The sequence below is a fragment of the Streptomyces griseoviridis genome (genome assembly GCF_005222485.1).
GTDB lineage: Bacteria > Actinomycetota > Actinomycetes > Streptomycetales > Streptomycetaceae > Streptomyces > Streptomyces hintoniae.
This window is the reverse complement of sequence record NZ_CP029078.1, coordinates 4,810,299-4,834,699: the sequence shown is the minus strand read 5'-3', so window position 1 is coordinate 4,834,699 and position 24,401 is coordinate 4,810,299. Positions and strand designations below refer to the sequence as shown.

Genomic DNA, 24,401 nt, shown 5'->3' with positions numbered 1-24,401 from the left:
ACCGGCTCCCGCACCGCCCTTGCCGGAAAGTGGCGGCCCGTTTCCGGTGGATCAGTCGGTGTAGCGGGGGTGCACCAGGGTCGAGGGCGGCAGTCCGGGGACGCGGGTGCGGGTCGCCTCCCCGGCGTCCGCCGTCAGGGCCGCGCGGGTGAGGGTGCGGGGGCGGGGCGCGCCGGGGGCGAGGCTCAGGCGCGGGGGTGTGGTGGCGGCGAGGACGAACCCCCAGTCGCGGGCGGCGCGGGACGCCTCCGTCGTGCGGTCGGGGCCGCCCGCGAACCCGGCGGCGCGGCCCGAGATCCGGTACGGGACGGTGCGCAGGCCGGCCGCGCGGAGCGTCGCGTCGACCGTCCAGAAGACGCGCGGCCTGCTGGCGAGCGGGCCCGCGTGCACCACGAGACGGCCGCCGGGGGCGAGGGCGCGGCGGGCGAGGCCGTAGAACTCCTGGGAGTACAGCTTGGTGCTCGCGGTGATGCCGGGGTCGGGCAGATCGCAGACCAGCACGTCGTACGAGGCGGGGGGCGCCCCGCGCAGCCAGCCGAAGGCGTCCTCGGCGGTCACGTGGACGCGCGGGTCGGCGTACGCGTGGCCGTTCAGCCGGGACAGGGCCGGGTCGGTGCGGGCGAGCCTGACCAGTCCGGCGTCCACGTCGACGACGTCGATCCGGTGGACGCCCGGGTGGCGGAGCACCTCGCGGACGGCGAGTCCGTCACCGCCGCCGAGGACCAGCACGCGCGCGTGCGGGCCGTTCATCGCGGGGTGCACCAGCGCCTCGTGGTACGGGAGTTCGTCCCGGCCGCTGACCCGGAGCCGGCCGTCGAGGAACAGGTCGAGGGGCCTGCCGTGGGTGCCGCCGGTGAGGACGACCTCCTGGACACCGGTCTGGAGGGCCACCCGGACGTCGGTGCCGTAGACGGCGTGCCGGGCGGCCCGCTCGAAGTCGTCGACGAGGACGGCGGCGGCGGCGAGGACGCCGAGGACGAGGAGGTTGGCGATCAGCAGCAGCCAGCGGGCGCGGCGGCTGAGGTCGCGGCGGAAGAGGCCGAGGACGAGGGCGCCGCCCGCCACCGCGTTGACGGTGCCGGTGATCAGGGCGCCGGTCAGCTGGCCGAGCAGCGGCAGCAGCAGGAAGGGGAAGGCGAGGCCGCCGACCAGGGCGCCGACGTAGTCGGCGGCGAAGAGGTCGGCGACCGCGCCGCCCGCGTCCTGGCGGCGGATGCGCTGGATCAGCTCCATCAGGAGCGGCACCTCGGCGCCGATGAGCAGGCCGATGGCGAGCGAGAAGGCGACCAGCAGCCAGCGCGAGCCGCTCGCCCACAGGCCGCCCCAGCCGCCGGTCCAGGCGAAGACCGCGTAGAGGGCCATCGCGCTGCAACCGCCGACCAGGGCGAGCGTCGCCTCGATCGCGCCGAACCCGGCGGCGGCGCGCCAGCGCAGCCGTTTCGCGGCGAGGGAGCCGATACCCATGGCGAAGACCATGACGGACAGGACGACGGACGCCTGGGTGACGGAGTCGCCGATGAGGTACGAGGCGAGGGCGACCAGTTCCAGTTCGTAGACGAGCCCGCAGGCCGCGCAGACGAAGACGCACGCCAGGACCAGGAACCGGCCCGTGCCCGGCCGCACCGGCAGCCGCGCCGGTCCGGGCCAGGAAGGCGGGGGGCCGGGCGGGGCCGGCGCGTGCGGATCGATCACGACTGCGACGTTACGTCACATGAACGTCACGCTTCGTCACCCACACGTGTGGAAAAAACGGTCAGTCGGGCCCCGGGACGTTTGACGCCCGCCCGCACCCGCCCCCTCGTGCGACCCGTGTCAGGACCGCGCGCCCCCGCCGCACCGGCCGCGCCGGCCCCACGCACCCGCCACGCACCGCGCCGGATCACACCGCACCGCGCCGGATCGCGCCGGATCGCCGAGCACGCGCACGGACGGCCGACCGGCTCAGACGCCCGACGGGCTCAGCCACCCGACCGGCTCAGACGCCCGACCGGCTCAGACGCCCGACGGGCTGAGCGGCCCGGCCGGGACGCGGACGCCCACCCGGGTGCGGGTGGCGACCAGTTGGCCGTCCTGCGGGTAGGCGTGCCAGGTCCGCCAGTGCACCTGGCCCTCGTGGCACTGGGCCAGCATGGCGGTGAAGGCGTGCGGACTGCCGGGGAAGACGCCCGCGAGTCCGTGCGGATGGTCGGAGACGAGGGCGAGCAGCTCCTGCGCGCGCCCCGCGAACGAGCCGGGCGAGAGGACCTCGACGCGGGCCGCGAACTCGTACTCCCAGTCGCCGACGCGTTTGGCGACGCCCAGCGGCAGCGGGGTGCTGCTGCCGGGGATGCACGCCACCGTCTCCGAGCAGTTGCCGCGCTCCTCGTCGAGGAGCACCTGGTGGGAGGCGCCGAGAAGTCTCAACTGGAGCTTGGCCCGGGACAGTTCGAGGTCGAGCGTGGCCAGTGCGGGAAGCGGTTCGCCGCCCAGCGCCCAGGCGAGGTCGGCAGCACGCGTGTCGGTGTAAACGGTGTTCAGGGTCGTGAGCATGGGTGGGCTCCGCTAGCGCGCAAAGGGGGGAGGTGTGGTCCGGCGGCACCCGGGTCGGCACCTGGACGGTCCGGCCGGCTCCGGTCGATCCGTCGTGGGGGAGTGCGCTGGACGTCCGTTCCGGCCGCTTTGGTGGTTTAGAGGGAATCATGAACTGTGGCGCCGCCACAGTGTTTTTACCCAACTTCGTGGGGTTTCCATCCCTCAGAGGGCTCCACTGCTCAACTGTTCAACCAGGCGTGCGCCACCGGCCGGTGGCGCACGCCGGAGCGTACGGGCCTGCGGGCGTGGTCAGTTGCCTCCGCCGCCGCAGCCGCCTCCGCCGCCGCAGGACGAGCCGCCGCCGCACGAGGAGTGTCCGCCGCCCCCGCAGGACGAGTGCCCGCCACCCCCGCAGGAGTGGTGCCCACCGGAGTGATGGCCGCCGTCCGAGGACGACGAGCCGCCGTCGCCCGCCCACCAGCTGGCCCCGCTGCCGCCGCCCGCCGCGCCCCCGCGGTAGGCCGTGCGGCGACCCTTCCCCCGCCTGCGCGCCGCCGACAGGATGACCGTCAGCAGGAGCACGCCGATCACTATGAAGATCAGAATGACACCCATGGCGCCACCGTCCTTCCGAGTCCCCCGAAGCAACCCCCCGTGGGTGCCTGGTTCCGTGCGTGCCCGGCAGATGCCCGGTCGTCTCACGGGCCAAAGCAGAGTTGAGGAACTCCAGAGCTTCGGCGCAGGATGACGGGCATGACCTCCAGCACCCGCCCGCTGCTCAACCGCCGTCTCGCCGAGTTCGGGACGACGATCTTCGCGGAGATGTCCGCGCTGGCCACCCGCACCGGCGCGATCAACCTGGGCCAGGGCTTCCCCGACACGGACGGCCCCGAGGCCGTGCGCGAGGCGGCGGTCCGCGCGCTGCGCGAGGGTCGCGGCAACCAGTACCCGCCGGGCCCCGGCGTCCCGGAGCTGCGGACCGCGATCGCCGCGCACCAGCGGCGCCGCTACGGCCTGAGCCACGACCCCGACACCGAGGTCCTGGTCACGGCGGGCGCCACCGAGGCCATCGCGGCGACGCTGCTCGCGCTGGTGGAGCCGGGCGACGAGGTGATTGCGTTCGAGCCGTACTACGACTCCTACGCGGCCAGTGTCGCGATGGCGGGCGGCACCCGGGTGCCGGTCACGCTGCGCCCGCACGAGGGGGCGTTCCGGCTCGACCTGGACGAGCTGCGGGCCGCCGTCACCGACCGCACCCGGCTGCTGCTGATCAACACCCCGCACAACCCGACCGGCACGGTCCTCACCCGCGAGGAGCTGACGGCGATCGCGGAGCTGGCCGTCGAGCGGGACCTGCTGGTGGTGACGGACGAGGTGTACGAACACCTGGTCTTCGACGACGCCGAACACCTGCCGCTCGCGGCCTTCCCCGGGATGCGGGAGCGGACGGTGACGATCGGCTCGGCCGGCAAGACGTTCTCGTTCACCGGCTGGAAGGTGGGCTGGGTGACGGCCGCGCCCCCGCTGGTGACGGCGGTGCGCTCCGCGAAGCAGTTCCTGACCTACGTGGCGTCCGGCCCGTTCCAGTACGCGGTCGCCGAGGCGCTGGCGCTGCCCGACAGCTACTTCGCCGACTTCCGCGCGGACATGCTGGCCAAGCGCGATCTGCTCGCCGAGGGTCTCGCGGACGCCGGGTTCGGGGTCTTCAAACCGGCCGGCACCTACTTCGTCACCACCGACATCCGGCCCCTGGGCGAGAGCGACGGCTTCGCGTTCTGCCGCGCCCTGCCGGAACGGGCGGGCGTGGTGGCCATCCCCAACGCGGTGTTCTACGACCACCGCGAGGAGGGAGCACCGTTCGTACGCTTCGCGTTCTGCAAGCGGAAGGACGTGTTGGAAGAAGCGGTCGCCCGCCTCCGGCGACTGGCGGTCTGACAGGGGGCGCGAAAGGAGCGCCGCCGGTGTGCTTCCGGGCGCGGGGCCTGCTCAAGGCCCGCTCCCGAAGCGGCCACGGTTCACTCGGTGTCTTTGGGATGCCGCGGGGAGGCGTACACGAGGATCACGGTGGAGGTCTCCGCGCTGACCAGGTAGCGCACTCGACCACCACTGGTGACCTCGTACTCCCACTGCTCCAGGTCGGAGCCTTTCCACACTTTGGTGGCGTGCCTGCCGCGCAACTGGTGCTGGCGATTCCAGTTGGCCCGGGTCAGAGGGTCACTTCGGAGAGCGTCCAGGCAGCGATGCGCGCTCGGCAGGGCCACACGACACAGCTCTTCCCAGCCCGTCACCGCCTCCGTGGTGCCGAAGACGACGTTCCACCCGTTGAGGGGCGGAACGCTGACTCGGTCTCCTTTCTTCGGGCTCACCCACGCACCTCGACCTGACCGAGGTCATCACCGTCGAGCGGACGCAGCGATTCCCCGAGCTGCTCGGGATCGGCATTGATGCGAGCCGTGGCGCGCCAGGAGACGATCGCGCGGTGCACGGCCTCTCCCGCCCCCAGTTCGGCGGCGTCCGACAGCGCTCCAAGAAGCTCGACAGTGAAGGCCCGAACCTCTTCCGCGTCCAGGTGCCGCGCCCAGGGGAACACCTCGGGCAGTGCGAGGAGGAGCGCCCTGGCACCGTCGTCCTGCTTCATCAGTGCGAGGAAAAGCCGGGAGGCGGTGGTCAGGTTCTCCTCCGCGCCCTCCGCGCGTACGGCCGTGGTCAGCACCATGTCCGGCGCGTCCCGATGGGTGACCCGAAGCCGCCCGAGAGCAGCAGCTCTGGCCGCGACGCCTTTGGGGTTGCGGGACAGATCGGTGAAGGAGACGGATTCCGTTTCTGCTTCCAGACGCGCGGTAGACATAATCAGAGCTTACTCAGATCACGATCTGATTTCAAGGAGACTCCCCGACGGCCCGGTGCGCACCGTGACCTTTCCGCAAGCGCACGTCGGTCCTCCAGGAGGCGGTCACGCGGCTGAAGGCGGGCGTCTGAGCCTCCGGTCGGGGGTGACCCGGGCGTCGTCCGGGCGGCGGCCCGGCGCCGTGCCGTGCCGGACGGGTCGAATCCGCCGTCCTCCGGGCGCGGAACACCCGTGTTCGGCCCGTTCACCCGGCACTGTTCCGGTGTGACCCATGCGAGCACCCTCGTCCCCCCGTCCCGCAGGGAGCGGCCGGGCGCCGCCGGGCGGGCGCGGCTGTCCGTGGCCGGCGACGCGGCGCGGGCCCTCGGACTCTTCACCGTCGTCAGACTGCTGGGCGTCGTCGCGCTGGCGGCGGCCGCCTGGGCGACCGGACGGCATCCGCTCACGCTGCTGAGCCGGTCCTGGGACTCCCTGTGGTACCTGGGCATCGCCGCCCACGGATACGGGCTCACCGAGGTCTACGGGCCCGGGACGGCCCACAGCGACCTGGCGTTCTTCCCGCTCTACCCGGCGCTGGTGCGGGTGGCCACGGAGGCGGGACCGTGGAGCGCGGGCGTGGCCGGGCTCGTGGTGTCGTGGCTGGCCGCCTCGGTCGCCGCGTGCGGTCTGTACGCGCTGGGCGCCCGGCTGTACGGGCGGGCGACGGCGACGGCGCTGGTGCTGCTGTGGGGGCTGCTGCCGCACTCGATCGTGCTGTCGATGGCGTACACCGAGCCGGTGCTCACCGCGTTCGCCGCGTGGTCGCTGTACGCGGTGCTGGCCAGGCACTGGCTGTGGGCGGGGGCGCTGGCGGCACTCGCGGGCCTCTCCCGGCCGAACGGGTTCGCGGTCGCGGCGGCGGTGCTGGCCGCGGCGGCGTGGGAGGCCCGCGGGGTGTGGCGGGCGGGCGGAAAAGTTACCCACAGGCTGTGGACGGGCGCGGCGCTCGCGCCCACCGGCTGGGCCGGGTACGTGCTGTGGGTGGGCCACCGGGAGGGCGATCTGCCGGGCGGCTACTTCGAGGTGCAGCGCCTGTGGGGCTCCCGCTTCGACCTGGGGCGCGGCTCGCTGCGCTTCGTCCGCCACCTGCTGCTCCACGGCGACCGGCTGGTCTTCCCGATGACGATGGTGATCGTGGCGGCGGCGATGGTGCTGTTCGCGCTGCTGATCGCCGACCGGGCGCCGCTGCCGCTGGTCGTCCACAGCGGGGTGCTGCTGCTGGTCGCGCTGGGCGGTTCGGGGTTCTTCGAGTGCAAGCCGCGGTTCCTGCTGCCGGCGTTCCCGCTGCTGCTGCCGCTGGCGCGGGCGCTGACCCGGACGGCCAGAGCCCGGCCCTGGCACGCGACCGTGGTGGTCTGCGCCCTGGCCGGGCTCTCGTTCTGCTACGGGGCCTATCTGCTGGTCGTCGCCCGCACGCCTCTGTAGCGGCGGGCGGACGACCCGGGGGAGGCCGGAGCCGGCGGCGGACTACGCCTCGTCGTCGCCGGGCTTCTCGTCGGCGTCGTTGACGTCCTCCTCCAGGCCGAGCTGCTCGACCAGCCACTTGTCGAACTCGATGGCGGCGCGCACCCAGCTGACCGTGGAGGACACGAAGTGCTCCAGGCTGACGCCGGTGCCGATGAGCATCTGCGCCTCACCGATCAGCCGGACGGTCCCGTCGTCGTGGGTGTGGGTGTACACCTTGGGCCACAGGGTGCGCCGGTTCCAGTCGTCGATCGATTCGAGGAGCGTGGGCTTCTCGTCGATCTGGTGGGGCCGGTCGTAGAACGTCCGCACCGAGAAGACCTGCTGGTCGCCCTCGCCGCGGAACATGAAGTACGTACGGAACTGCTCCCACGGCGCCGCGAGGTCTCCCTCGTCGTCGACGACGTACTTGAGCTCCATCTGGTCGAGGAGCTGCTTCACGAGGTCCTGATCCGGGACTACGGGGCCCGCCGGCCCTTGGGGCTGCGGCTCGGGCTGGCCCCCGAAGTGAGGAATCGAGGACGGGTCGATGGTCACCGTGTTTTTCCCTTCATACGGATTCCGTCATCCTCCCCCATCCGGGGAGGTGCGTGGCAAGCCCCGCCGAGCCTGTCAGCCGTGGGCTGACACGATCCGGTCGGGCGGCCGGACCGTGTCGGCCCCGGCCGGCCTCCCCGGCGCCCGGGACGGCCGGGGGCCGAGTACCCGCTTCCGCACGGCCGACCCACCGGCTACAGCGTCTTGCCCGTGGCGGGCCCCACCAGCAGACCGTCACCGAACGTGTCCACCCGGACCGTGTCGCCGTCCTTGATCTCGCCGGAGAGGATCTCCTTGGCGAGCCGGTCGCCGATCGCCGTCTGGACCAGGCGGCGCAGCGGCCGGGCGCCGTAGGCCGGATCGTTGCCCTCGGACGCCAGCCAGTCCAGGGCCGCGTCGGTGATCTCCAGGGTGAGCCTGCGCTCGGCGAGCCGCCCGGCGAGCCGGTCGATCTGCAGGCGCGCGATCCGGGCCAGCTCGCTCTCCGAGAGGGCCGAGAAGACGACCAGGTCGTCGAGCCGGTTGAGGAACTCCGGCTTGAAGGACGCCCTGACGACGTCCAGGACCCGTGCCTTCTTCTCCTCGGCGCCGGTGAGCGGGTCGACGAGGAACTGGCTGCCCAGGTTGGAGGTGAGGATCAGGATGGTGTTGCGGAAGTCGACCGTGCGGCCCTGACCGTCCGTCAGGCGGCCGTCGTCCAGCACCTGGAGCAGGATGTCGAAGACCTCGGGGTGGGCCTTCTCCACCTCGTCGAGGAGCACGACCGAGTAGGGGCGCCTGCGCACCGCCTCGGTGAGCTGGCCGCCCTCCTCGTAGCCGACGTATCCGGGCGGGGCGCCGACCAGGCGGGCCACGCTGTGCTTCTCGCCGTACTCCGACATGTCGATGCGGACCATGGCCCGCTCGTCGTCGAAGAGGAAGTCGGCGAGGGCCTTGGCGAGTTCGGTCTTGCCGACGCCGGTCGGGCCGAGGAAGAGGAACGATCCGGTGGGCCGGTCCGGGTCGGCGATCCCGGCCCTGGTGCGCCGTACGGCGTCGGCGACCGCCTGCACGGCCTCGTGCTGGCCGATCAGCCTGCGGCCCAACTCCTCCTCCATGCGCAGCAGTTTCTGCGACTCGCCCTCCAGGAGGCGGCCGGCCGGGATGCCGGTCCAGGAGCCGACGACGTCCGCGATGTCGTCGGGGCCGACCTCCTCCTTGACCATGGTGTCCCTGGCGGCCTCCTCCTCGGCCTCGCTGGCGGCCTCCAAGTCCCGCTCCAGGGTGGGGATCTCGCCGTAGAGGAGCTTGGAGGCGGTGTCGAAGTCGCCGTCGCGCTGGGCCCGTTCGGCCTGGCCGCGCAGTTCGTCGAGCTTCTCCTTCAGCTCGCCGACCCGGTTCAGGGACTCCTTCTCCTTCTCCCAGCGCGCGGTCAGCCCGCGCAGCTCCTCCTCGCGGTCGGCGAGGTCGCGGCGCAGCCGCTCCAGGCGCTCCCGCGAGGCGGGGTCGGTCTCCTTGCCGATCGCCAGCTCCTCCATCTTCAACCGGTCGACGGAGCGCTGGAGTTCGTCGATCTCGACGGGCGAGGAGTCGATCTCCATGCGGAGCCGGGAGGCGGCCTCGTCGACCAGGTCGATGGCCTTGTCGGGCAGGAAGCGCGAGGTGATGTAGCGGTCGGAGAGGGTGGCGGCGGCGACCAGCGCGCTGTCCGCGATCACCACCTTGTGGTGGGCCTCGTACCGCCCCTTGAGCCCGCGCAGGATGGCGATGGTGTCCTCGACGGTCGGCTCGGCGACCAGCACCTGCTGGAAGCGCCGTTCGAGGGCCGGGTCCTTCTCGATGCGCTCGCGGTACTCGTCGAGGGTGGTCGCGCCGACCATCCGCAGCTCGCCGCGGGCCAGCATGGGCTTGAGCATGTTGCCGGCGTCCATCGCGGAGTCGCCGCCCGCGCCCGCGCCCACCACGGTGTGCAGCTCGTCGATGAAGGTGACGATCTGGCCGTCCGAGTCCTTGATCTCGGCCAGCACCGTCTTCAGCCGCTCCTCGAACTCGCCGCGGTACTTGGCGCCCGCGACCATCGCGCCGAGGTCGAGCGAGACGAGCCGCTTGTTCTTGAGCGACTCGGGCACGTCCCCCTTCACGATGCGCTGGGCGAGGCCCTCGACGACGGCGGTCTTGCCGACGCCGGGCTCGCCGATGAGCACCGGGTTGTTCTTGGTGCGGCGCGACAGCACCTGCACGACACGGCGGATCTCCTGGTCGCGGCCGATGACCGGGTCGAGCCGGCCCTCGCGCGCGGCGGCCGTGAAGTCGGTGCCGAACTTCTCCAGGGCCTTGTACTGGCCCTCCGGATCGGGTGTGGTCACCCGGCGTCCTCCCCTCGCCTGCTGGAAGGCCTCGAGCAGCTTCTTCGCCCCGGCCCCCTGCCCGGAGAGTACGTCCCCGGCGGCGCCGCCCTTCGCCGCGGTGCCGATGAGCAGGTGCTCGGTGGAGAGGAACTCGTCGCCCAGCTCCCTGGCCCGCTCGGCGGCGTCCGCGAGCACGGCGAGCAGTTCCCGGTTGGGCTGCGGGGGCGCCACGGTGGAGCCGGTGACGCTGGGCAGCCCGGCGAGGATCTGCTCGGCGCCCGCCCGGACGGCCGCCTGGTCGGCGTCGACGGCGGCGAGCAGGTCGGTGACGTTCTCGTTGTCCTGTCCCTGGAGCAGGGCAAGAAGCAGATGAGCGGGGGTGAGGTCGGGGTGTCCCTCGGTCACGGCCCGGCTGCTCGCCGCGTTGATCGCGTCCCGGCTCCGGTTGGTCAGCTCCGCGTCCACGTTCGTTCTCTCCTCCGCTGCCGCTCCTGCTGGTCCCTTGCTGACTCAGTCAGCGTACACAAAGTTGAGTCTATTCCACTCAAGGCAGCGGGGGACTCCGTTACCGGTGATTCGCCGCCCCGGGCCCCCCTGACCCCCTCCCGGTGATTCGCCGACCCGGACCCCCCTGACCCCCTCCCGGTGATTCGCCACGCCGGCACCCCTTGACCCCCTCCCGGTGATTCCCCGCCCCGTCCGCCCCCGCCCATCCGCTAGGTTCCGGCCATGGCGACCCCCGCGCGACACCCCGGCGCTCTCGACCCCGCGTACCTCGGCTTCTGGCGTGAACGGCATCTCTGCACGCTGACCACCCCGCGCCCGGACGGCACCCCGCACGTCGTCCCGGTCGGCGTCACCTACGAACCGGAGGCGGGGCTGGCGCGGGTCATCGCCAGTTCGACGAGCCGGAAGGTGCGCAACGTCCTGGCGGCCGGACCCGGCGGGGCGCGGGTGGCGGTGTGCCAGGTGGACGGGCGGCGGTGGGCGACGCTCGAAGGCGTGGCGGTGGTGCGGACCGACCCGGACGCGGTCGCGGAGGCGGAACGGCGGTACGCGGAGCGTTACCGGCGGACGCCCTCGCCCAATCCGGCGCGCGTGGTCATCGAGATCCGGCTGACCCGGACCATGGGCCACGGCTGATTGCTTTCAGCCACTCACGCGCGCGGGGCGTTCCGGTCGACAGTGGGCCGAACCCGCCCAAAACTGCAGCGGCGTCACCGTGTTCAGGTCACGGTGACGCCGCTGCGGGGGGAAGCGCCTGAGCGATCTGTTACGACGGGGGAATCGCGTCAGGCACTGCGGGGGGTGGCTGAGATGGTTCGCGGGGTGGGGGCCTCCGACTCCACCAGCCTGTGGTCTCGTTGATCAAGGTTCACAAAAATCATTCCGTACCGGATGGCACACCTCACCGGCTGCGGCGCCCCCCGAGGCCGCCGCAGACACCGGTACGCCCGTACGTCCTCGTCCTCGTCACGCGTCACGACCACCGGCTCGCCGAACACCGTCACCATCAGCGAGTCACCCGGGTGGGGGATCGCGGTGACCAGGTCGATGAAGTGCCAGCCGGAGCGGTAGGCCGTGGCCATTTCGCGACGGAAGGACCGGTCGTCGGGAGGCGTGGTCATGACTCGACGGCCCAGGTGCTGTCGTCCACGCTCCAGGTGCTGTCGTCCTGCGTCCGGTCGGACGCCGTCACCACCCACGTACTGTCGCCGGGGGTGCCGTCGGACGCCCGCACCACCCAGGTGCTGTCTCCCGGTACGCCGGCGGCCGACGCGAACCAGGTGCTGTCTCCGGGCACCGCGGCGGCCGACGCGAGCCAGGTGCTGTCTCCCGGCACCCCCGCGGCCACGGTGCTGCGCCAGGTACTGTCCGCTCGGACGTCGTCCTTCGTTCCCGCCAGGCCGGTCAGCGTGCCGAGGGCCACGGCTACGGAGAAGGCGGCGACAAGCGCCGAGCGAAGCATTCTCTTATGCATAGTCGGCTTCGTCCTCATTTGAAGGTCACCTCTCCCCCGTCGACTACGACGATGGCCCATTCCGGCACGTCATGGCCACACAATCGATGCATCATGTTCCTGCACGTTCAGGACCCTGGGGGGTGGAGATTTGGCCACAAGCGAGACTAAGCGGACACATCCTCATGCGCTGACCGCCATGTGCGACGAGGGCCGCCGTCTCTACGGAAACGCTCTCCGCACGGGGCGCATTGCCCGGGATGACGTGGAATCGGCGCCCTGCCTGATGGAGTTCGCGCTCCTGCACCCCGACCCTGACGACGACAAATGGCTCCGCCCTGTGCCGCCGTCGATCGCGCTGGCCCAGCGCGTCAACCCGATCGAGCACGAGATCACGCAGCACCGCCGGCTGTCGATGGAGCTGGCCGAGGCTTTCGAGCCATTCATGGCACTGAGCGCCCAGGTCTCGGCCACCACCCACTCGATCACCGTCCTGGAGGGCATCGACCGGATCAACGCGGCGCTCGATCTGGCCACCGCCCAGTGCCAGTCGGAGATGCTCACCGTCCAGCCGAGCCGCCGCCGCCTCGAACACACCCTGGTCCAGGGCCTGGAGCGGGACCGGCCGCTGATCGAACGCGGCTGCCGCATCCGCACCCTCTACCAGCACACCGCACGGCACAGCCCCGAGACCCTCGCCTACGTCGCCCAGTTCGCCAGCGGCAAGGTCGAGTACCGCACCATCGACGAACTGGTCGGACGGCTCATCATCTGCGACGAGACGGTCGCCTTCATCCCGATCAGCGACGACGGCCAGGTCGCCCTGGAACTGCGCCACCCGGGGCTGGTGCGCTACCTCGTCAAGTTCTTCGAGTTCATGTGGGACCGCGCCGTCCCGCTCAGCGCCGGCGCCCCCTACGAGACCGCCCCCGACGGCATCACCGAGATCCAGCACTCCATCGCCAAGCTCCTGATCGAGGGCCATGTCGACGAGGCCATCGCCCGCCGGCTCGGCATGAACGTGCGCACCTGCCGCGCCCACATCGCCAAGCTCGCCAGCGCCCTCGGCAGCGGCAGCCGCGCCCAACTCGGCTACCTGATAGCCCAGTCGGGGATTCTGAGGCAGGAGCCCTGACCCCGGGAGACGGAGTGAGACGGCCGTGACGACACCGGCGCACCCGCACGGCACGGACGAACCGTGCGCGGCGGGCCTTGCCCTGTACGCCCGCGCCCTGCGGGAGGGCGGGGTCCCCGAGCCCGAGGCCGCCGCGGTGCCGTGCGTGCTGCACGCCGGGCTGCTCCGCCCCGACCTGGACGCCCCGCACCGGCTGCGTCCGGTACCGCCCGCCCTGGCGCTGCCCCGGCTGCTGCGCACCGCCGCCGAGGACATCGCCCGCAGACGCCGGGCGGAGACCCGGCTCGCGGAGGCGTTCGAACCCCTCCTCGAACTGGGCGCGGGCACCTCGGGCGCGGCCGACGCCCCGGGCATCACCCTGCTCAGCGGCGCCGACCGGATCAACGACGCGATCGGGCACGCCATGCTCCGCGCCGCCGAGGAGGTCCTCACCATCCAGCCGGGCGGCAAGCGGCCGCCGTCGATCCTGGCCGTGGTCCTGCCGAAGGAGCAGGAACTCCTCGACCGGGGTGGCCGGATGCGGACCCTCTACCAGCACACCACCCGCCACGACCCGGCCGTCCTCGCCCACTACGAGCTGCTCGACGGCGACGTCGAGGTGCGCACCCTCGACGAGGTGCCCGACCGGCTCATCGTCCTCGACCGCACGGTGGCGTTCATCCCCGCCAACCCGGAGCGCACCCTCGCCCTCGAACTGCGCCACCGTCCGCTGGTCGACTATCTGACGACCACCTTCGAGCGGCTGTGGCCGCTGGCCGTGCCGATGTACCCGCGGGCCGCGGCGCCGCCCGCCCGCGGCGGGGTGACGGCCCGCCAGCGGGCGATAGCGGTGCTGCTGGTGGAGGGCCACACCGACGCGGTGATCGCGGACCGGCTCGGGATGAACGTCAGGACCGCCCGGGTGCACATCGCCAAGCTCGCGGCGACGCTGGGCAGCGAGAGCCGGGCGCAGCTCGGCTACCTCATCGGACGGTCGGGGATCCTTGATCAGGAAGACTGACGCGGTCCGCCGGGTCGCGCGGCCCCTCCAGGCCCACCTGGGCGATCCTGACGCCCAGTTGGGTGCGGCTGGCCGCGCCGAGGGTCTCCGACAGCCGGGCGATGTGGGCCCGGCAGGTGCGCACGCTGATCCCGAGCCGCTCGGCGATCACCGCGTCCTGGTGGCCCTCGGCGAGCAGCGCGGCGATGGACTGCTCGCGGTGCGAGATGCCCTCGATGCCGGTGTCGGGCAGCGGCGCGGTCAGCGGGATCGCCAGCCGCCACAGCCGGTCGAAGGTGGTGGCGAGATAGCCGACGAGGGCCGGGTGGCGCAGTTCGAGGGCGAGGGTGCGGTCGGCGTTGGCGGGGATGAACGCCACCGTGCGGTCGAACAGGATGAGCCGGTCGATGACCTCGTCGAGGCTCCTTGCCTCCACGGCGTCGCCCATCAGCTCCAGGTAGTTGAGCAGGCCGTGCCCGTGCCGGGCCACATGGGTGTAGAGGTCCTTCATGCGCACGCCCCGGGCGCGCAGGGCCAGCGCCCGGTGCAGTCCCTCGGTCAGTTCGTGCTCGGGGCGGATGCCGCCCGGCTGCACGGTGAGCACCTCGCGGGTGCACGCCTCGGTCGCCTCGTCCATCGCGGCCTGGATGCGCGCGAGTCCGTCGAGGACGCGGATGGCGGCGCCCTCACCGGCCCCCGGGCGTTCGGTCGGGCCGAGCGCGGCGTACCACTCGAAGGCGGCCACCGCCGAACCCACCCGGCGCTGGCTGGCGCTGACCTCGTCGTGCACCCCGCGCAGCAGCCGGGTCATGACCTCCTGCGGGGAGGTCGGCACCAGCCAGTCCATGTCGTCGGGGTCGGGGTGCAGCAGCGCGAGGTCGAGCAGGCACGGCACCGGCTCGGCGTCGCGGCGCGGCAGCCGACCCCGCCGTACGGCCCGGGAGTACACGCGGTCCCCGGCGTCGCAGAGTCGGTCGGCACCGTGCGGATGTTCCTCCGTCCCGTGCCCGGCCATCGCCCATTTCACCCCCGGTTCCCGCGTCTTCCGCAGCGCAACTATGCGCGGACACACCCGGCTCCGCAACACGGGCCGGCCCGGGGCGGGCAGCGCAATCCACTGGTGTGTACGGGTATGTACGGGCCTCCGTCGGCCGACTTGCAACAACCTGATGGGGGTCGGCGCCCGTTTCCGGGCGCGTGGGTGGGTGTCGCGCGCCCCGGCGCGTGCGCGGGCGGGAACGGCGCCGGGGGCCGGCTCCTGTGGCTGGATCCCGGCCCCCGGAACGGGACGTAACGACCTCGGCGGGCCCGCCCGTCGACGGCGCGAACCCCCTTGCCGAGCAGGTCAGTTGAGGCCGATGGCGGCGCAGGCCGGCTTGTACTTGCCGGCGCAGATGTCGGCGACCTTGTAGATGCCGTCCGAGACGACCGTCGACTTGATGTTCTTCTTCGTCAGCGCGGTCACGGTGACGAGCTGGGCCGGGATCTCCTTGGCGGTGGGGCTGTCGACGGTGTCCTGGGTGAGCGCGTCGAACTGGATGTCGTGGCCGCGGACCTTGGCGACGGCCATCTGCGCGGCGGCCTCGGCCTCCTGCGGGTACGACTTGTAGACGCTCATGTACTGCTCACCGGCGACGATCCGGCGCACCGCGTCCAGCTCCGCGTCCTGGCCGGTGATGGGCGGCAGGTCGGTCACACCGGCGTTCTGGAGGGCCTTGAGGATGCCGCCGGCCATGCCGTCGTTGGCGGAGTAGACGCCGGCGATGTTGTCCTTGCCGATCGCGTCGATCGCGGCCGTCATGTTGGCCTCGGCGTTCTCCGGCTTCCAGTCCTTGGTGTCGTAGGACCTGGCGATCGTCACCTTGCCGTTCAGCTCGGACATCGCGCCCGCCTTGAACTGCTTGGCGTTCGGGTCGGTCGGCGAGCCGTTCATCATGACGATCTTGGCGGAGCTGTCGGAGTCCTGGCCGAGCGCGTCCATCAGGGTGCGGCCCTGCACCTCGCCGACGAGTTCGTTGTCGAAGGAGATGTAGGCGTCGATGGGGCCCTCGGCGAGCCGGTCGTAGGCGATGACCGGGATGCCGGCCTCCTTGGCCTTGGTGACCTGGGCGGCGATGGCGTGCGAGTCGACCGCGTCGAGCAGGATGATGTCGACCTTGTCGTCGATCATCCGCTGCATCTGGGTCGCCTGCTTGTCCGCGTCCTGGTCGGCGTTGGCGTAGTCGACCTTGCCCTTGTCGTCGGTGAGGGAGGCGACCTTCTCCTTGATGATCGGGTAGTCGAAGTTCTCGTACCGGGTGTTGGCCTTCTCCGGCAGGAGCAGGCCGATGGTGACGTCGTCGCCCTTGGTCGGGCTCGCCGAGCTGCTGTCCCCCGAGACGTTCAGCGCTCCGCAGGCGGTCAGCGAGAAGGTCAGCGTGGACGCGGCCACGGCTATGGCGGTACGGCGCATGGGGGTGATCACTTCTGGTGCCTTCCGGACGCGGGCGCAGCTGTGCGGCCCAGATGACTGAAAAGACAACGCGGATACGCCCCTGGGCGTCAAGCGGAATCACTTAACGAGTGGGCAACACCACGGTCCGTGCGGATGTGAAGCACTCAAGTAACCATCTGCGCACTGCCTTTACTGACTCTCCATACAACAGCGCGAAATCGTTTCAGCAGTCGATCGATATACCGAACGAATTCAGCCACACCCCGTGCGCGCCGCGATTCCGCACCGCACGACGAAGGGCCCGGGGGTTCGCGTGAACCTCCGGGCCCTTCCCTCGCGTCGGCGTCAGTCCGTGGACTGCTGGCGCTTCGGCCGCCACACCACCAGCGCGCTCGACTGGTGCACCTCCTGGTACGGGACCAGGTCCCGCCGGTAGGAGGCGTGCACCGCGGCCTCGCGCTGCCGCATGGCCGTCGCCGCGCCGTCCACCGCCGACTGGAGTTCGGCGACGCGCTGCTGAAGCGCGATCACCTGGTTCTCCAGTTCGATGATCCGCTTGATGCCGGCCAGGTTGATGCCCTCGTCCTGCGACAACTGCTGCACCTGGCGGAGCAGTTCGATGTCACGGGCCGAGTAGCGCCGGCCCCGCCCGGGGGTGCGGTCGGGGGAGACCAGACCCAGACGGTCGTACTGGCGCAAGGTCTGCGGGTGCAGTCCGGAGAGCTGGGCCGCCACCGAGATGACGTAGACCGGGGTCTCCTCCGTCAGTTCATACGGATTACGTCGACGGCCGTCCATCTCGATCAAGCTCCCTTCGCGGCCTGGAACAGATCGGCCCGCGGATCCTCGCCCGCGGTCGCCTCGCGATACGCCTCCAGCGCGTCACGAGCCTTCCCCGTCAGGCCGGTCGGAACACTCACCTCGACGGTGACCAGCAGATCGCCCCGGGTGCCGTCCTTGCGGAAGGCGCCCTTCCCGCGGGCCCGCATGGTGCGGCCGTTGGGCGTGCCGGGCGGCAGCTTCAGGGTGACCGGCGGCCCGCCCAGGGTGGGCACCCTGACCTCGCCGCCGAGCGCGGCCTCGGCGAACGTCACCGGGACCGTCACCGTCAGGTTGTCGTCCTTGCGGCCGAAGACCGGGTGCGCGCCGACGTGCACGGTGACGTACAGATCGCCACCGGGACCGCCGCGCTCGCCCGGAGCGCCCTTGCCGCGCAGCCGGATGCGCTGCCCGTCCGACACCCCGGCGGGGATGCGGACCTGCATGGTGCGCGACGACTTGGCCCGGCCGCTGCCGTGGCAGACCTCGCAGGGTTCCTCGGCGATCAGGCCGCGGCCCTTGCAGTCGGGGCACGGGTCGGTGAGCGAGAAGCCGCCGCCCGAACCGCGCGCCACCTGGCCGGTGCCGACACAGGTCGGGCAGACCCGCGGGTTGCCGTTCTTGTCGCCGGTGCCCGAACAGGCCTTGCACGCGGCCTGGGAGGACATCCGCAGCGGGACCGTCGCGCCCTCGATCGCCTCGGTGAAGCTGAGGGTCACCTCGGACTCGATGTCCTGGCCGCGCCGCGGCTGGGTGCGCGGACCGCCGCCGCCACCCCGGTTGAACAGGCCCCCGAAGACGTCACCGAGCCCGCCGCCGAAGCCGCCGGCCCCCGAACCCTGGCCGCCCGGCTGGGGTCCGCCTCCGAAGAGGTCACCGAAGTCGAAGTTGTAGCTGCCGCCGTTCGCCCCGCCGGGCCCGGCGCGGTATCCGCCGTTGCCGAAGAGGGCGCGCGCCTCGTCGTACTCCTTGCGCTTCTTGGCGTCTCCGAGGACGTCGTTCGCCTCGGAGATCTCCTTGAAGCGCTCCTCGGCCCTGGCGTTTCCCTTGTTGGCGTCCGGGTGGAACTCGCGGGCGAGCTTCCGGTACGCCTTCTTGATCTCCGCCTCGGTGGCGTCCTTGGGGACGCCGAGGACCTTGTAGTAGTCCTTCTCGATGAAGTCCTTGGTGCTCATCCTCGACGCCCCTCCTTCCGCTCGGTGTCCGTGTCAGCCCTTCTCAGGGCTGTCGTCCTTGTCGTCGCCGGCCTCGGAGCCTTCCTCGGCCTTGGCGGGCTGCGCCCCCGGCTGGGGTTCGGCGACGGCCACCCGCGCGGGGCGGATGGTGCGCTCGCCGATGCGATACCCGGGCTGGAGGATCGCCACGCAGGTCGTCTCGGTGACGTCCGGCGCGTAGCTGTGCATCAGCGCCTCGTGGATCGTCGGGTCGAAGGGCTCGCCCTCCTTGCCGAACTGCTGGAGCCCGAGCTTGGCCGCGACGGTCTCCAGCGACTCCGCGACGGACTTGAAGCCGCCGAGCAGTTCGCCGTGCTCCCGGGCCCTGCCGATGTCGTCGAGGACGGGCAGCAGCTCGGTCAGGAGGTTCGCGACGGCGATCTCCTTGACCGTGACCCGGTCCCGCTCGACCCGGCGTCGGTAGTTCTGGTACTCGGCCTGAAGCCGCTGGAGGTCCGCCGTGCGCTCACCGAGCGCCGTGCGCACCTGGTCGAGCTGGGCGGTCAGACCGGCCAGCTGTGCGTCGTTCGCGTCCCCGGCCGGGGCCGCACCCTCCTCGGGTGCGGCCGCCGGCTCGGCGTCGTCAGAGGTGGCGCCGGAGGGGACGTCGGGCTTCTCCTCGAAGCCCGGGGTCTCCTCGGTCACGCGGCACCGTCCTTACGGGGACGCTCGTCGTCCACGATCTCCGCGTCGACGACGTCGTCGTCGGCCTTGGGCTGCTCGGCGCCGCCCTCGGCACCGGCCGCCTGGGCGGCCTGCGCGTCGGCGTACATGGCCTGGCCGAGCTTCTGCGAGACGGCCGCGACCTTCTCGGTGGCGGTGCGGATCTCGGCGGTGTCCTCGCCCTTGAGCGTCTCCTTCAGCTCGGCGATCGCACCCTCGACCTCGGTCTTGATCTCGCCGGGGACCTTGTCCTCGTTGTCCTTGAGGAACTTCTCGGTCTGGTAGACGAGCTGCTCGCCCTGGTTGCGGGTCTCGGCGGCCTCGCGGCGGCGGTGGTCCTCCTCCGCGTACTGCTCGGCCTCCTGGCGCATCCGGTCGACCTCGTCCTTCGGCAGCGAGGAGCCGCCGGTGACGGTCATCTTCTGCTCCTTGCCCGTGCCCAGGTCCTTGGCGGTCACGTGCATGATGCCGTTGGCGTCGATGTCGAACGACACCTCGATCTGCGGGACGCCGCGCGGCGCCGGGGGCAGACCGGTCAGCTCGAACATACCGAGCTTCTTGTTGTAGGCCGCGATCTCGCGCTCGCCCTGGTAGACCTGGATCTGCACCGACGGCTGGTTGTCCTCGGCCGTCGTGAAGATCTCCGAACGCTTCGTCGGGATCGTCGTGTTGCGCTCGATCAGCTTGGTCATGATGCCGCCCTTGGTCTCGATGCCGAGGGACAGCGGGGTCACGTCGAGGAGCAGGACGTCCTTGACCTCGCCCTTGAGGACACCGGCCTGGAGCGAGGCGCCGATGGCGACGACCTCGTCCGGGTTCACACCCTTGTTGGCCTCCTTGCCGCCGGTCAGCTCCTTGACGAGCTCGGCGACGGCCGGCATGCGGGTGGAGCCGCCGACGAGGACGACGTGGTCGATCTCGCTGAGCGAGATGCCGGCGTCCTTGATGACGTTGTGGAACGGCGTCTTGCAGCGCTCCAGGAGGTCCGCGGTCAGCTGCTGGAACTGGGCGCGGGTGAGCTTCTCGTCGAGGTGCAGGGGGCCCTCGGCGGAGGCGGTGATGTAGGGCAGGTTGATCGACGTCTCGGAGGACGAGGACAGCTCGATCTTCGCCTTCTCGGCGGCCTCGCGCAGGCGCTGGAGCGCCATCTTGTCCTTGCCGAGGTCCACGCCGTGGCCCGACTTGAACTGCTGCACCAGGTAGTCGACGACGCGCTGGTCCCAGTCGTCACCACCGAGGTGGTTGTCGCCGTTGGTGGCCTTCACCTCGACGACGCCGTCGCCGATCTCCAGGAGGGACACGTCGAAGGTGCCGCCACCGAGGTCGAAGACGAGGATGATCTGCTCGTCCTTGTCGAGGCCGTAGGCCAGCGCCGCCGCGGTCGGCTCGTTGACGATCCGCAGGACGTTGAGGCCCGCGATCTCGCCGGCCTCCTTGGTGGCCTGGCGCTCGGAGTCGTTGAAGTACGCCGGGACGGTGATGACCGCGTCGGCCACCTTCTCGCCCAGGTAGGCCTCCGCGTCGCGCTTGAGCTTCTGCAGGATGAAGGCGCTCATCTGCTGCGGGTTGAAGCTCTTGCCGTCCAGCTCGATCTTCCAGTCCGTGCCCATGTGGCGCTTCACGGAGCGGATGGTCCGGTCGACGTTGGTGACGGCCTGCCGCTTGGCGACCTCACCGACGAGGACCTCGCCGTTCTTGGCGAAGGCGACGACGGACGGCGTGGTCCTGGCGCCCTCTGCGTTGGTGATGACGGTGGGCTCGCCGCCTTCGAGAACGCTGACGACGGAGTTAGTCGTGCCCAGGTCGATGCCGACCGCACGTGCCATGGTGAATTCCTCCAGCTGACTTGAGTGGAACGGACTCAAGTGTGCACGACGTCCGCCATGCGGTCAACAGAGCTGAGTCAACCCCACTCAACTCTTATCCGTTCCTTACACGCAACTGGCCTCTGACCTGCGTCGACACCGAGCGTCGCGGCCCGTACACCGGAATCCGCAGCAACGCGAAGACGACCGCGGCGAGCAGCAGGAGCCCGGCGACCGCCCAGAACCCCCCGGACCCGGCGATCCAGCCGAGGTGCGCGAGCACCCCGACGAACACACCCGCGAACCCGCCGAGCCCGAGGAGCACGGTCACCCCCTGCGGGGTCAGCCCGAGCCGCCGCAGCCGGTGCGCGAGATGGTCGGGGCCGCCGCGCAGCAGCGGCCGTCCGGCCAGCCGCCTGGACAGCACCACGAGCAGCACGTCGGCCGAGCCGAGCGCGGTGAGCGCGAACAGCACGCCCGCGCTGGCCACGAGCCCGTGCCCGGCGCGGCTGTGCACGGCGGCGGCGGCCAGCACGAACCCGGTGAACAGCGAGCCGCCGGCGCCGAGCGCCACGCGCGCGGGGTGCCAGTTGTGCATCAGGAACCCGGTCAGCGCGGCGGCCAGCACGCTCAGCAGCACCGCGAGCCCGTCGAGCGCCTCGGCGGCGGCACAGGCGCCGACCGCGAAGGCGGTCACCACGCCGGTGGTGCCGGCCAGCGCGTCGGCGTGGTCGAGGGCCCTGAAGGAGACGGTCACGAAGACGATCCAGCCGACGGCAAGCAGCCCGCCGGCCACCCCGGTCGCCTGGTAGGGCACCACACAGGCCGCCGCCACCGCCGTCCCGCCGACCAGCAGCCTGGCCTTGATCCGGCGCACGTCGGCGACCAGGCCGAGCGCGGCGACGGCGGCGCCCGCGACCAGGAGCCGGCCGATCCCGGCGCCCAGGGGCGCCACACCGGTCCAGGCACCCGCGCCCGCGACAAGACAGCAGGCGAGGACGACGGCGGTGCCGCCGGCCAGCGGCACGGGGCGCTGCCTGCGGCGGTCGAGCATGCCGAGGCGGCGGGCGGGCAGCCGGAGCAGGGCGGTGAGGACGGCGGCGAGGAGCAGGGCGGCGGTGGCGGCGGCGATCCCGTAGAGCACGGAACTAAATTAGGCGTGAATCCATCGATTTGGTACGAATAACACGTTCAGATCTTTTCGGATCTTAAGGCAACCCTCAGCGACCGAGATCACCCCGCGCCCCGCTACAGTGCGGACCGGGGATGGGGGTAGTCTCGGACCGAACCCATAAGTTACCGCTTAGTAATGGCGTTGAGAGACGTCACCGAACGACGGATCTCCCCCTCGCAGGCCCGAGGAGCCCCCATGCAACTCGCCGCGATCATCGTGTCGCTGGTTCTGACCGTGGTCGGCGTCGCGCTCATCGCACGCGCGATCGGCCAGTTCGTCCGGTATTTCAAGCTCGGCCAGCCACTCCCCGCGGGCAGCCGGACCGACAACCCCTACCAGCGCAGCGTGACGCTGGTGAAGGAGTTCCTCGGCCACACCCGGATGAACCGCTGGGGCATCGTCGGATTCGCCCACTGGTTCGTCGCCGTCGGCTTCCTCACGCTGCCGCCCACCCTCGCACAGGCGTTCGGCCAACTCTTCAAGGCCGACTGGGTGCTGCCGGTCATCGGCGACTTCCCGCCGTTCGAGATGTACACCGAGTTCATCGGCGTCATGACGGTCCTCGGCATCCTGGTGCTGATCACCGTCCGGCTACTGAGCCTGCCGTCGCGCCCCGGCCGCAAGTCCCGCTTCGCGGGCTCCAAGTCCGGCCAGGCGTACTTCGTCGAGTACGTCATCCTCACCATCGGCCTCGCCATCTACGTGCTGCGCGGCCTGGAGGGCGCGATCCACCACGTCGACGGCTACGAGGCGTCGTACTTCGCGTCGTACCCGCTGGTCCTCGCCTTCAAGGGACTCGGCGTCGGCACGCTCCAGAACCTGATCTACCTCACCGCGATGATCAAGATCGGCACGTCCTTCGTGTGGATGATCGTGGTCTCCCTGAACATCAACATGGGCGTCGCCTGGCACCGCTTCCTGGCCTTCCCGAACATCTGGTTCAAGCGGGACGCGCAGGGCGGCACGGCGCTCGGCGCGCTGCTGCCGATGACCTCGGGCGGCGAGCCCATCGACTTCACCGACCCGGGCGACGACGACGTCTTCGGCGTCTCCCAGGTCGAGCAGTTCTCCTGGAAGGGCCTGCTGGACTTCTCCACCTGCACCGAGTGCGGCCGCTGCCAGTCGCAGTGCCCGGCCTGGAACACCGGCAAGCCGCTCTCCCCGAAGCTCCTCATCATGTCGCTGCGCGACCACGCCCACGCCAAGGCGCCCTACCTGCTCGCGGGCGGCGGCAAGACCATGGAGGGCGAGGAGAAGGCGTCCGCCGAGCAGCTGAAGGACGTCCCCGCGGCGGCCCTCGGCGAGGCGGAGCGCCCGCTGATCGGCACCGCCGAGGAGAACGGCGTCATCGACCCGGACGTCCTGTGGTCCTGCACCACCTGCGGCGCCTGCGTCGAGCAGTGCCCGGTGGACATCGAGCACGTCGACCACATCGTCGACATGCGCCGCTACCAGGTGATGATCGAGTCCGCGTTCCCGTCCGAGGCGGGCACGATGCTCAAGAACCTGGAGAAGAAGGGCAACCCCTGGGGGCTGGCCAAGAAGCAGCGCCTTGAGTGGACCAAGGAGGTCGACTTCGAGATCCCAGTCGTCGGCCGCGACATCGAGGACCTCACCGAGGTCGAGTACCTCTACTGGGTCGGCTGCGCCGGCGCTCTGGAGGACCGCGCCAAGAAGACCACGAAGGCCTTCGCCGAGCTGCTGCACATCGCGGGCGTCAAGTTCGCGATCATGGGCGGCGACGAGAAGTGCACCGGCGACTCCGCCCGCCGCCTCGGCAACGAGCCCCTGTTCCAGGAACTGGGCATGGAGAACGTGGCCGCGCTCAACATGGCCTTCGGCGAGGAGACGGACGACGAGGGCAAGGTCCTGCCCGAGTCCGCGAAGCCCAGGTCGGCGAAGAAGATCGTCGCGACCTGCCCGCACTGCCTCAACACCCTCGGCAACGAGTACCCGCAGCTCGGCGGCGACTACGAGGTCATCCACCACACCCAGCTCCTCCAGCACCTCGTCGACGAGGGCAAGCTGGTCCCGGTCACCCCGGTCGAGGGCCTCATCACCTACCACGACCCCTGCTACCTGGGCCGCCACAACAAGATCTACACCCCGCCGCGGGAGATCATCGCGAGCGTCCCGGGTCTGCGCAACGAGGAGATGCACCGCCACAAGGAGCGCGGCTTCTGCTGCGGCGCGGGCGGCGCGCGGATGTGGATGGAGGAGCGGATCGGCAAGCGCATCAACAACGAGCGCGTCGACGAGGCCCTCTCCCTCAACCCCGACATCGTCTCCACGGCCTGCCCGTTCTGCCTGGTCATGCTGACCGACTCGGTCAACGGCAAGAAGAACGACGGCAAGGCGAAGGAGTCGATCCAGGTCGTCGACGTCTCCCAGCTCCTCCTCGAATCGGTGAAGACACCGACCGACGACCCGCCCCCGGCGGGCGAGACGGACCCGGAGAACGCACCGGAGCCGGAACCGGCGAAGTAGCCGGG

At 71.1% G+C, this 24,401-nt stretch carries 22 protein-coding genes; 6 read left to right on the top strand and 16 right to left on the bottom strand.

Annotated features, from left to right (window positions below; genetic code table 11):
* Positions 1 to 51: 51 nt before the first annotated feature.
* The 3 genes from DDJ31_RS20735 to DDJ31_RS20725 form a co-directional block, all read right to left on the bottom strand.
* Complete coding sequence (locus tag DDJ31_RS20735; protein ID WP_127178822.1) at positions 52 to 1,692, bottom strand: polyamine aminopropyltransferase; 1,641 nt, start codon at positions 1,690 to 1,692, stop codon at positions 52 to 54.
* Positions 1,693 to 1,992: 300 nt separating this feature from the next.
* Positions 1,993 to 2,529 (bottom strand): DUF2617 family protein, encoded by a 537-nt coding sequence (locus DDJ31_RS20730; protein WP_127178823.1) that lies wholly within the window; start codon positions 2,527 to 2,529, stop codon positions 1,993 to 1,995.
* A 291-nt stretch (positions 2,530 to 2,820) separates the two neighbouring features.
* Complete coding sequence (locus tag DDJ31_RS20725; protein ID WP_127178824.1) at positions 2,821 to 3,126, bottom strand: hypothetical protein; 306 nt, start codon at positions 3,124 to 3,126, stop codon at positions 2,821 to 2,823.
* Between the two features lie 129 nt (positions 3,127 to 3,255).
* Here DDJ31_RS20725 and DDJ31_RS20720 point away from each other — a divergent pair, with 129 nt between their 5' ends.
* Positions 3,256 to 4,446, top strand: a complete 1,191-nt coding sequence (locus tag DDJ31_RS20720; protein ID WP_127178825.1) for a pyridoxal phosphate-dependent aminotransferase — start codon at positions 3,256 to 3,258, stop codon at positions 4,444 to 4,446.
* An 80-nt stretch (positions 4,447 to 4,526) separates the two neighbouring features.
* Here DDJ31_RS20720 and DDJ31_RS20715 read toward each other — a convergent pair whose 3' ends face one another.
* Both DDJ31_RS20715 and DDJ31_RS20710 read right to left on the bottom strand, forming a co-directional pair.
* Positions 4,527 to 4,877 (bottom strand): hypothetical protein, encoded by a 351-nt coding sequence (locus DDJ31_RS20715; RefSeq protein WP_127178826.1) that lies wholly within the window; start codon positions 4,875 to 4,877, stop codon positions 4,527 to 4,529.
* Positions 4,874 to 5,359: a prevent-host-death family protein gene (locus DDJ31_RS20710; RefSeq protein ID WP_127178827.1), complete on the bottom strand. Its 486-nt coding sequence runs from the start codon at positions 5,357 to 5,359 to the stop codon at positions 4,874 to 4,876. Before DDJ31_RS20710 ends, DDJ31_RS20715 begins: the two co-directional genes overlap by 4 nt.
* A gap of 264 nt (positions 5,360 to 5,623) precedes the next feature.
* Between DDJ31_RS20710 and DDJ31_RS20705 the strand changes: the two genes are divergently transcribed.
* Positions 5,624 to 6,823, top strand: a complete 1,200-nt coding sequence (locus DDJ31_RS20705; protein WP_431027612.1) for a hypothetical protein — start codon at positions 5,624 to 5,626, stop codon at positions 6,821 to 6,823.
* A 42-nt stretch (positions 6,824 to 6,865) separates the two neighbouring features.
* Here DDJ31_RS20705 and DDJ31_RS20700 read toward each other — a convergent pair whose 3' ends face one another.
* Complete coding sequence (locus DDJ31_RS20700; protein ID WP_127178828.1) at positions 6,866 to 7,399, bottom strand: YbjN domain-containing protein; 534 nt, start codon at positions 7,397 to 7,399, stop codon at positions 6,866 to 6,868.
* 194 nt (positions 7,400 to 7,593) lie between these two features.
* On the bottom strand, positions 7,594 to 10,191 hold the full coding sequence (gene clpB, locus DDJ31_RS20695; RefSeq protein ID WP_127178829.1) for an ATP-dependent chaperone ClpB: 2,598 nt from the start codon (positions 10,189 to 10,191) through the stop codon (positions 7,594 to 7,596).
* Between the two features lie 264 nt (positions 10,192 to 10,455).
* On the opposite strand from clpB, the gene DDJ31_RS20690 reads away from it, so the two are divergent.
* Positions 10,456 to 10,869, top strand: coding sequence for a pyridoxamine 5'-phosphate oxidase family protein (locus tag DDJ31_RS20690; protein ID WP_127178830.1), 414 nt, complete (start codon positions 10,456 to 10,458; stop codon positions 10,867 to 10,869).
* A 149-nt stretch (positions 10,870 to 11,018) separates the two neighbouring features.
* Here DDJ31_RS20690 and DDJ31_RS20685 read toward each other — a convergent pair whose 3' ends face one another.
* Together DDJ31_RS20685 and DDJ31_RS20680 are read right to left on the bottom strand one after the other, a co-directional pair.
* A complete protein-coding gene (locus DDJ31_RS20685; protein ID WP_127178831.1) occupies positions 11,019 to 11,354 on the bottom strand; it encodes a hypothetical protein in 336 nt (111 codons plus the stop codon).
* Complete coding sequence (locus tag DDJ31_RS20680; protein WP_240678128.1) at positions 11,351 to 11,695, bottom strand: hypothetical protein; 345 nt, start codon at positions 11,693 to 11,695, stop codon at positions 11,351 to 11,353. Before DDJ31_RS20680 ends, DDJ31_RS20685 begins: the two co-directional genes overlap by 4 nt.
* Before the next feature lie 190 nt (positions 11,696 to 11,885).
* Between DDJ31_RS20680 and DDJ31_RS20675 the strand changes: the two genes are divergently transcribed.
* Together DDJ31_RS20675 and DDJ31_RS20670 are read left to right on the top strand one after the other, a co-directional pair.
* Complete coding sequence (locus tag DDJ31_RS20675) at positions 11,886 to 12,821, top strand: helix-turn-helix transcriptional regulator (RefSeq protein ID WP_240678129.1); 936 nt, start codon at positions 11,886 to 11,888, stop codon at positions 12,819 to 12,821.
* A gap of 25 nt (positions 12,822 to 12,846) precedes the next feature.
* Complete coding sequence (locus DDJ31_RS20670; RefSeq protein ID WP_127178833.1) at positions 12,847 to 13,821, top strand: helix-turn-helix transcriptional regulator; 975 nt, start codon at positions 12,847 to 12,849, stop codon at positions 13,819 to 13,821.
* On the opposite strand, the gene DDJ31_RS20665 is transcribed toward DDJ31_RS20670, so the two are convergent.
* From DDJ31_RS20665 to DDJ31_RS20635, 7 genes are all read right to left on the bottom strand, one after another.
* Entirely contained in the window at positions 13,784 to 14,815 is a 1,032-nt protein-coding gene (locus tag DDJ31_RS20665; protein WP_127182680.1) for a helix-turn-helix transcriptional regulator, read from the bottom strand. The genes DDJ31_RS20670 and DDJ31_RS20665 overlap by 38 nt on opposite strands.
* A gap of 330 nt (positions 14,816 to 15,145) precedes the next feature.
* Complete coding sequence (locus DDJ31_RS20660; protein WP_127178834.1) at positions 15,146 to 16,252, bottom strand: sugar ABC transporter substrate-binding protein; 1,107 nt, start codon at positions 16,250 to 16,252, stop codon at positions 15,146 to 15,148.
* 327 nt (positions 16,253 to 16,579) lie between these two features.
* Positions 16,580 to 17,032 (bottom strand): heat shock protein transcriptional repressor HspR, encoded by a 453-nt coding sequence (locus tag DDJ31_RS20655; protein WP_127178835.1) that lies wholly within the window; start codon positions 17,030 to 17,032, stop codon positions 16,580 to 16,582.
* 5 nt (positions 17,033 to 17,037) lie between these two features.
* Positions 17,038 to 18,228, bottom strand: a complete 1,191-nt coding sequence (gene dnaJ, locus DDJ31_RS20650; RefSeq protein WP_127178836.1) for a molecular chaperone DnaJ — start codon at positions 18,226 to 18,228, stop codon at positions 17,038 to 17,040.
* Between the two features lie 33 nt (positions 18,229 to 18,261).
* Complete coding sequence (gene grpE, locus DDJ31_RS20645) at positions 18,262 to 18,912, bottom strand: nucleotide exchange factor GrpE (RefSeq protein WP_127178837.1); 651 nt, start codon at positions 18,910 to 18,912, stop codon at positions 18,262 to 18,264.
* Positions 18,909 to 20,756 carry a molecular chaperone DnaK gene (gene dnaK / locus DDJ31_RS20640; RefSeq protein WP_127178838.1) on the bottom strand — a complete coding sequence of 616 codons (1,848 nt, stop codon included), beginning with the start codon at positions 20,754 to 20,756 and terminating at the stop codon, positions 18,909 to 18,911. Before dnaK ends, grpE begins: the two co-directional genes overlap by 4 nt.
* A gap of 94 nt (positions 20,757 to 20,850) precedes the next feature.
* Positions 20,851 to 21,879 (bottom strand): MraY family glycosyltransferase, encoded by a 1,029-nt coding sequence (locus DDJ31_RS20635; protein WP_127178839.1) that lies wholly within the window; start codon positions 21,877 to 21,879, stop codon positions 20,851 to 20,853.
* A 225-nt stretch (positions 21,880 to 22,104) separates the two neighbouring features.
* Here DDJ31_RS20635 and DDJ31_RS20630 point away from each other — a divergent pair, with 225 nt between their 5' ends.
* Complete coding sequence (locus DDJ31_RS20630) at positions 22,105 to 24,396, top strand: (Fe-S)-binding protein (protein ID WP_127178840.1); 2,292 nt, start codon at positions 22,105 to 22,107, stop codon at positions 24,394 to 24,396.
* Positions 24,397 to 24,401 lie beyond the last annotated feature (5 nt).

Bases quoted from the DNA above. Each gene is read 5' to 3' on its own strand.
- DDJ31_RS20685 (WP_127178831.1), bottom strand. From the start codon at position 11,354: ATGACCACGCCTCCCGACGACCGGTCCTTCCGTCGCGAAATGGCCACG.
- DDJ31_RS20655 (WP_127178835.1), bottom strand. From the start codon at position 17,032: ATGGACGGCCGTCGACGTAATCCGTATGAACTGACGGAGGAGACCCCG.
- DDJ31_RS20690 (WP_127178830.1), top strand. From the start codon at position 10,456: ATGGCGACCCCCGCGCGACACCCCGGCGCTCTCGACCCCGCGTACCTC.
- dnaJ (WP_127178836.1), bottom strand. From the start codon at position 18,228: ATGAGCACCAAGGACTTCATCGAGAAGGACTACTACAAGGTCCTCGGC.
- DDJ31_RS20725 (WP_127178824.1), bottom strand. From the start codon at position 3,126: ATGGGTGTCATTCTGATCTTCATAGTGATCGGCGTGCTCCTGCTGACG.
- DDJ31_RS20660 (WP_127178834.1), bottom strand. From the start codon at position 16,252: ATGCGCCGTACCGCCATAGCCGTGGCCGCGTCCACGCTGACCTTCTCG.
- DDJ31_RS20665 (WP_127182680.1), bottom strand. From the start codon at position 14,815: ATGGCCGGGCACGGGACGGAGGAACATCCGCACGGTGCCGACCGACTC.
- DDJ31_RS20730 (WP_127178823.1), bottom strand. From the start codon at position 2,529: ATGCTCACGACCCTGAACACCGTTTACACCGACACGCGTGCTGCCGAC.
- DDJ31_RS20630 (WP_127178840.1), top strand. From the start codon at position 22,105: ATGCAACTCGCCGCGATCATCGTGTCGCTGGTTCTGACCGTGGTCGGC.
- dnaK (WP_127178838.1), bottom strand. From the start codon at position 20,756: ATGGCACGTGCGGTCGGCATCGACCTGGGCACGACTAACTCCGTCGTC.
- DDJ31_RS20675 (WP_240678129.1), top strand. From the start codon at position 11,886: ATGTGCGACGAGGGCCGCCGTCTCTACGGAAACGCTCTCCGCACGGGG.
- DDJ31_RS20720 (WP_127178825.1), top strand. From the start codon at position 3,256: ATGACGGGCATGACCTCCAGCACCCGCCCGCTGCTCAACCGCCGTCTC.
- DDJ31_RS20680 (WP_240678128.1), bottom strand. From the start codon at position 11,695: ATGCTTCGCTCGGCGCTTGTCGCCGCCTTCTCCGTAGCCGTGGCCCTC.
- DDJ31_RS20710 (WP_127178827.1), bottom strand. From the start codon at position 5,359: ATGTCTACCGCGCGTCTGGAAGCAGAAACGGAATCCGTCTCCTTCACC.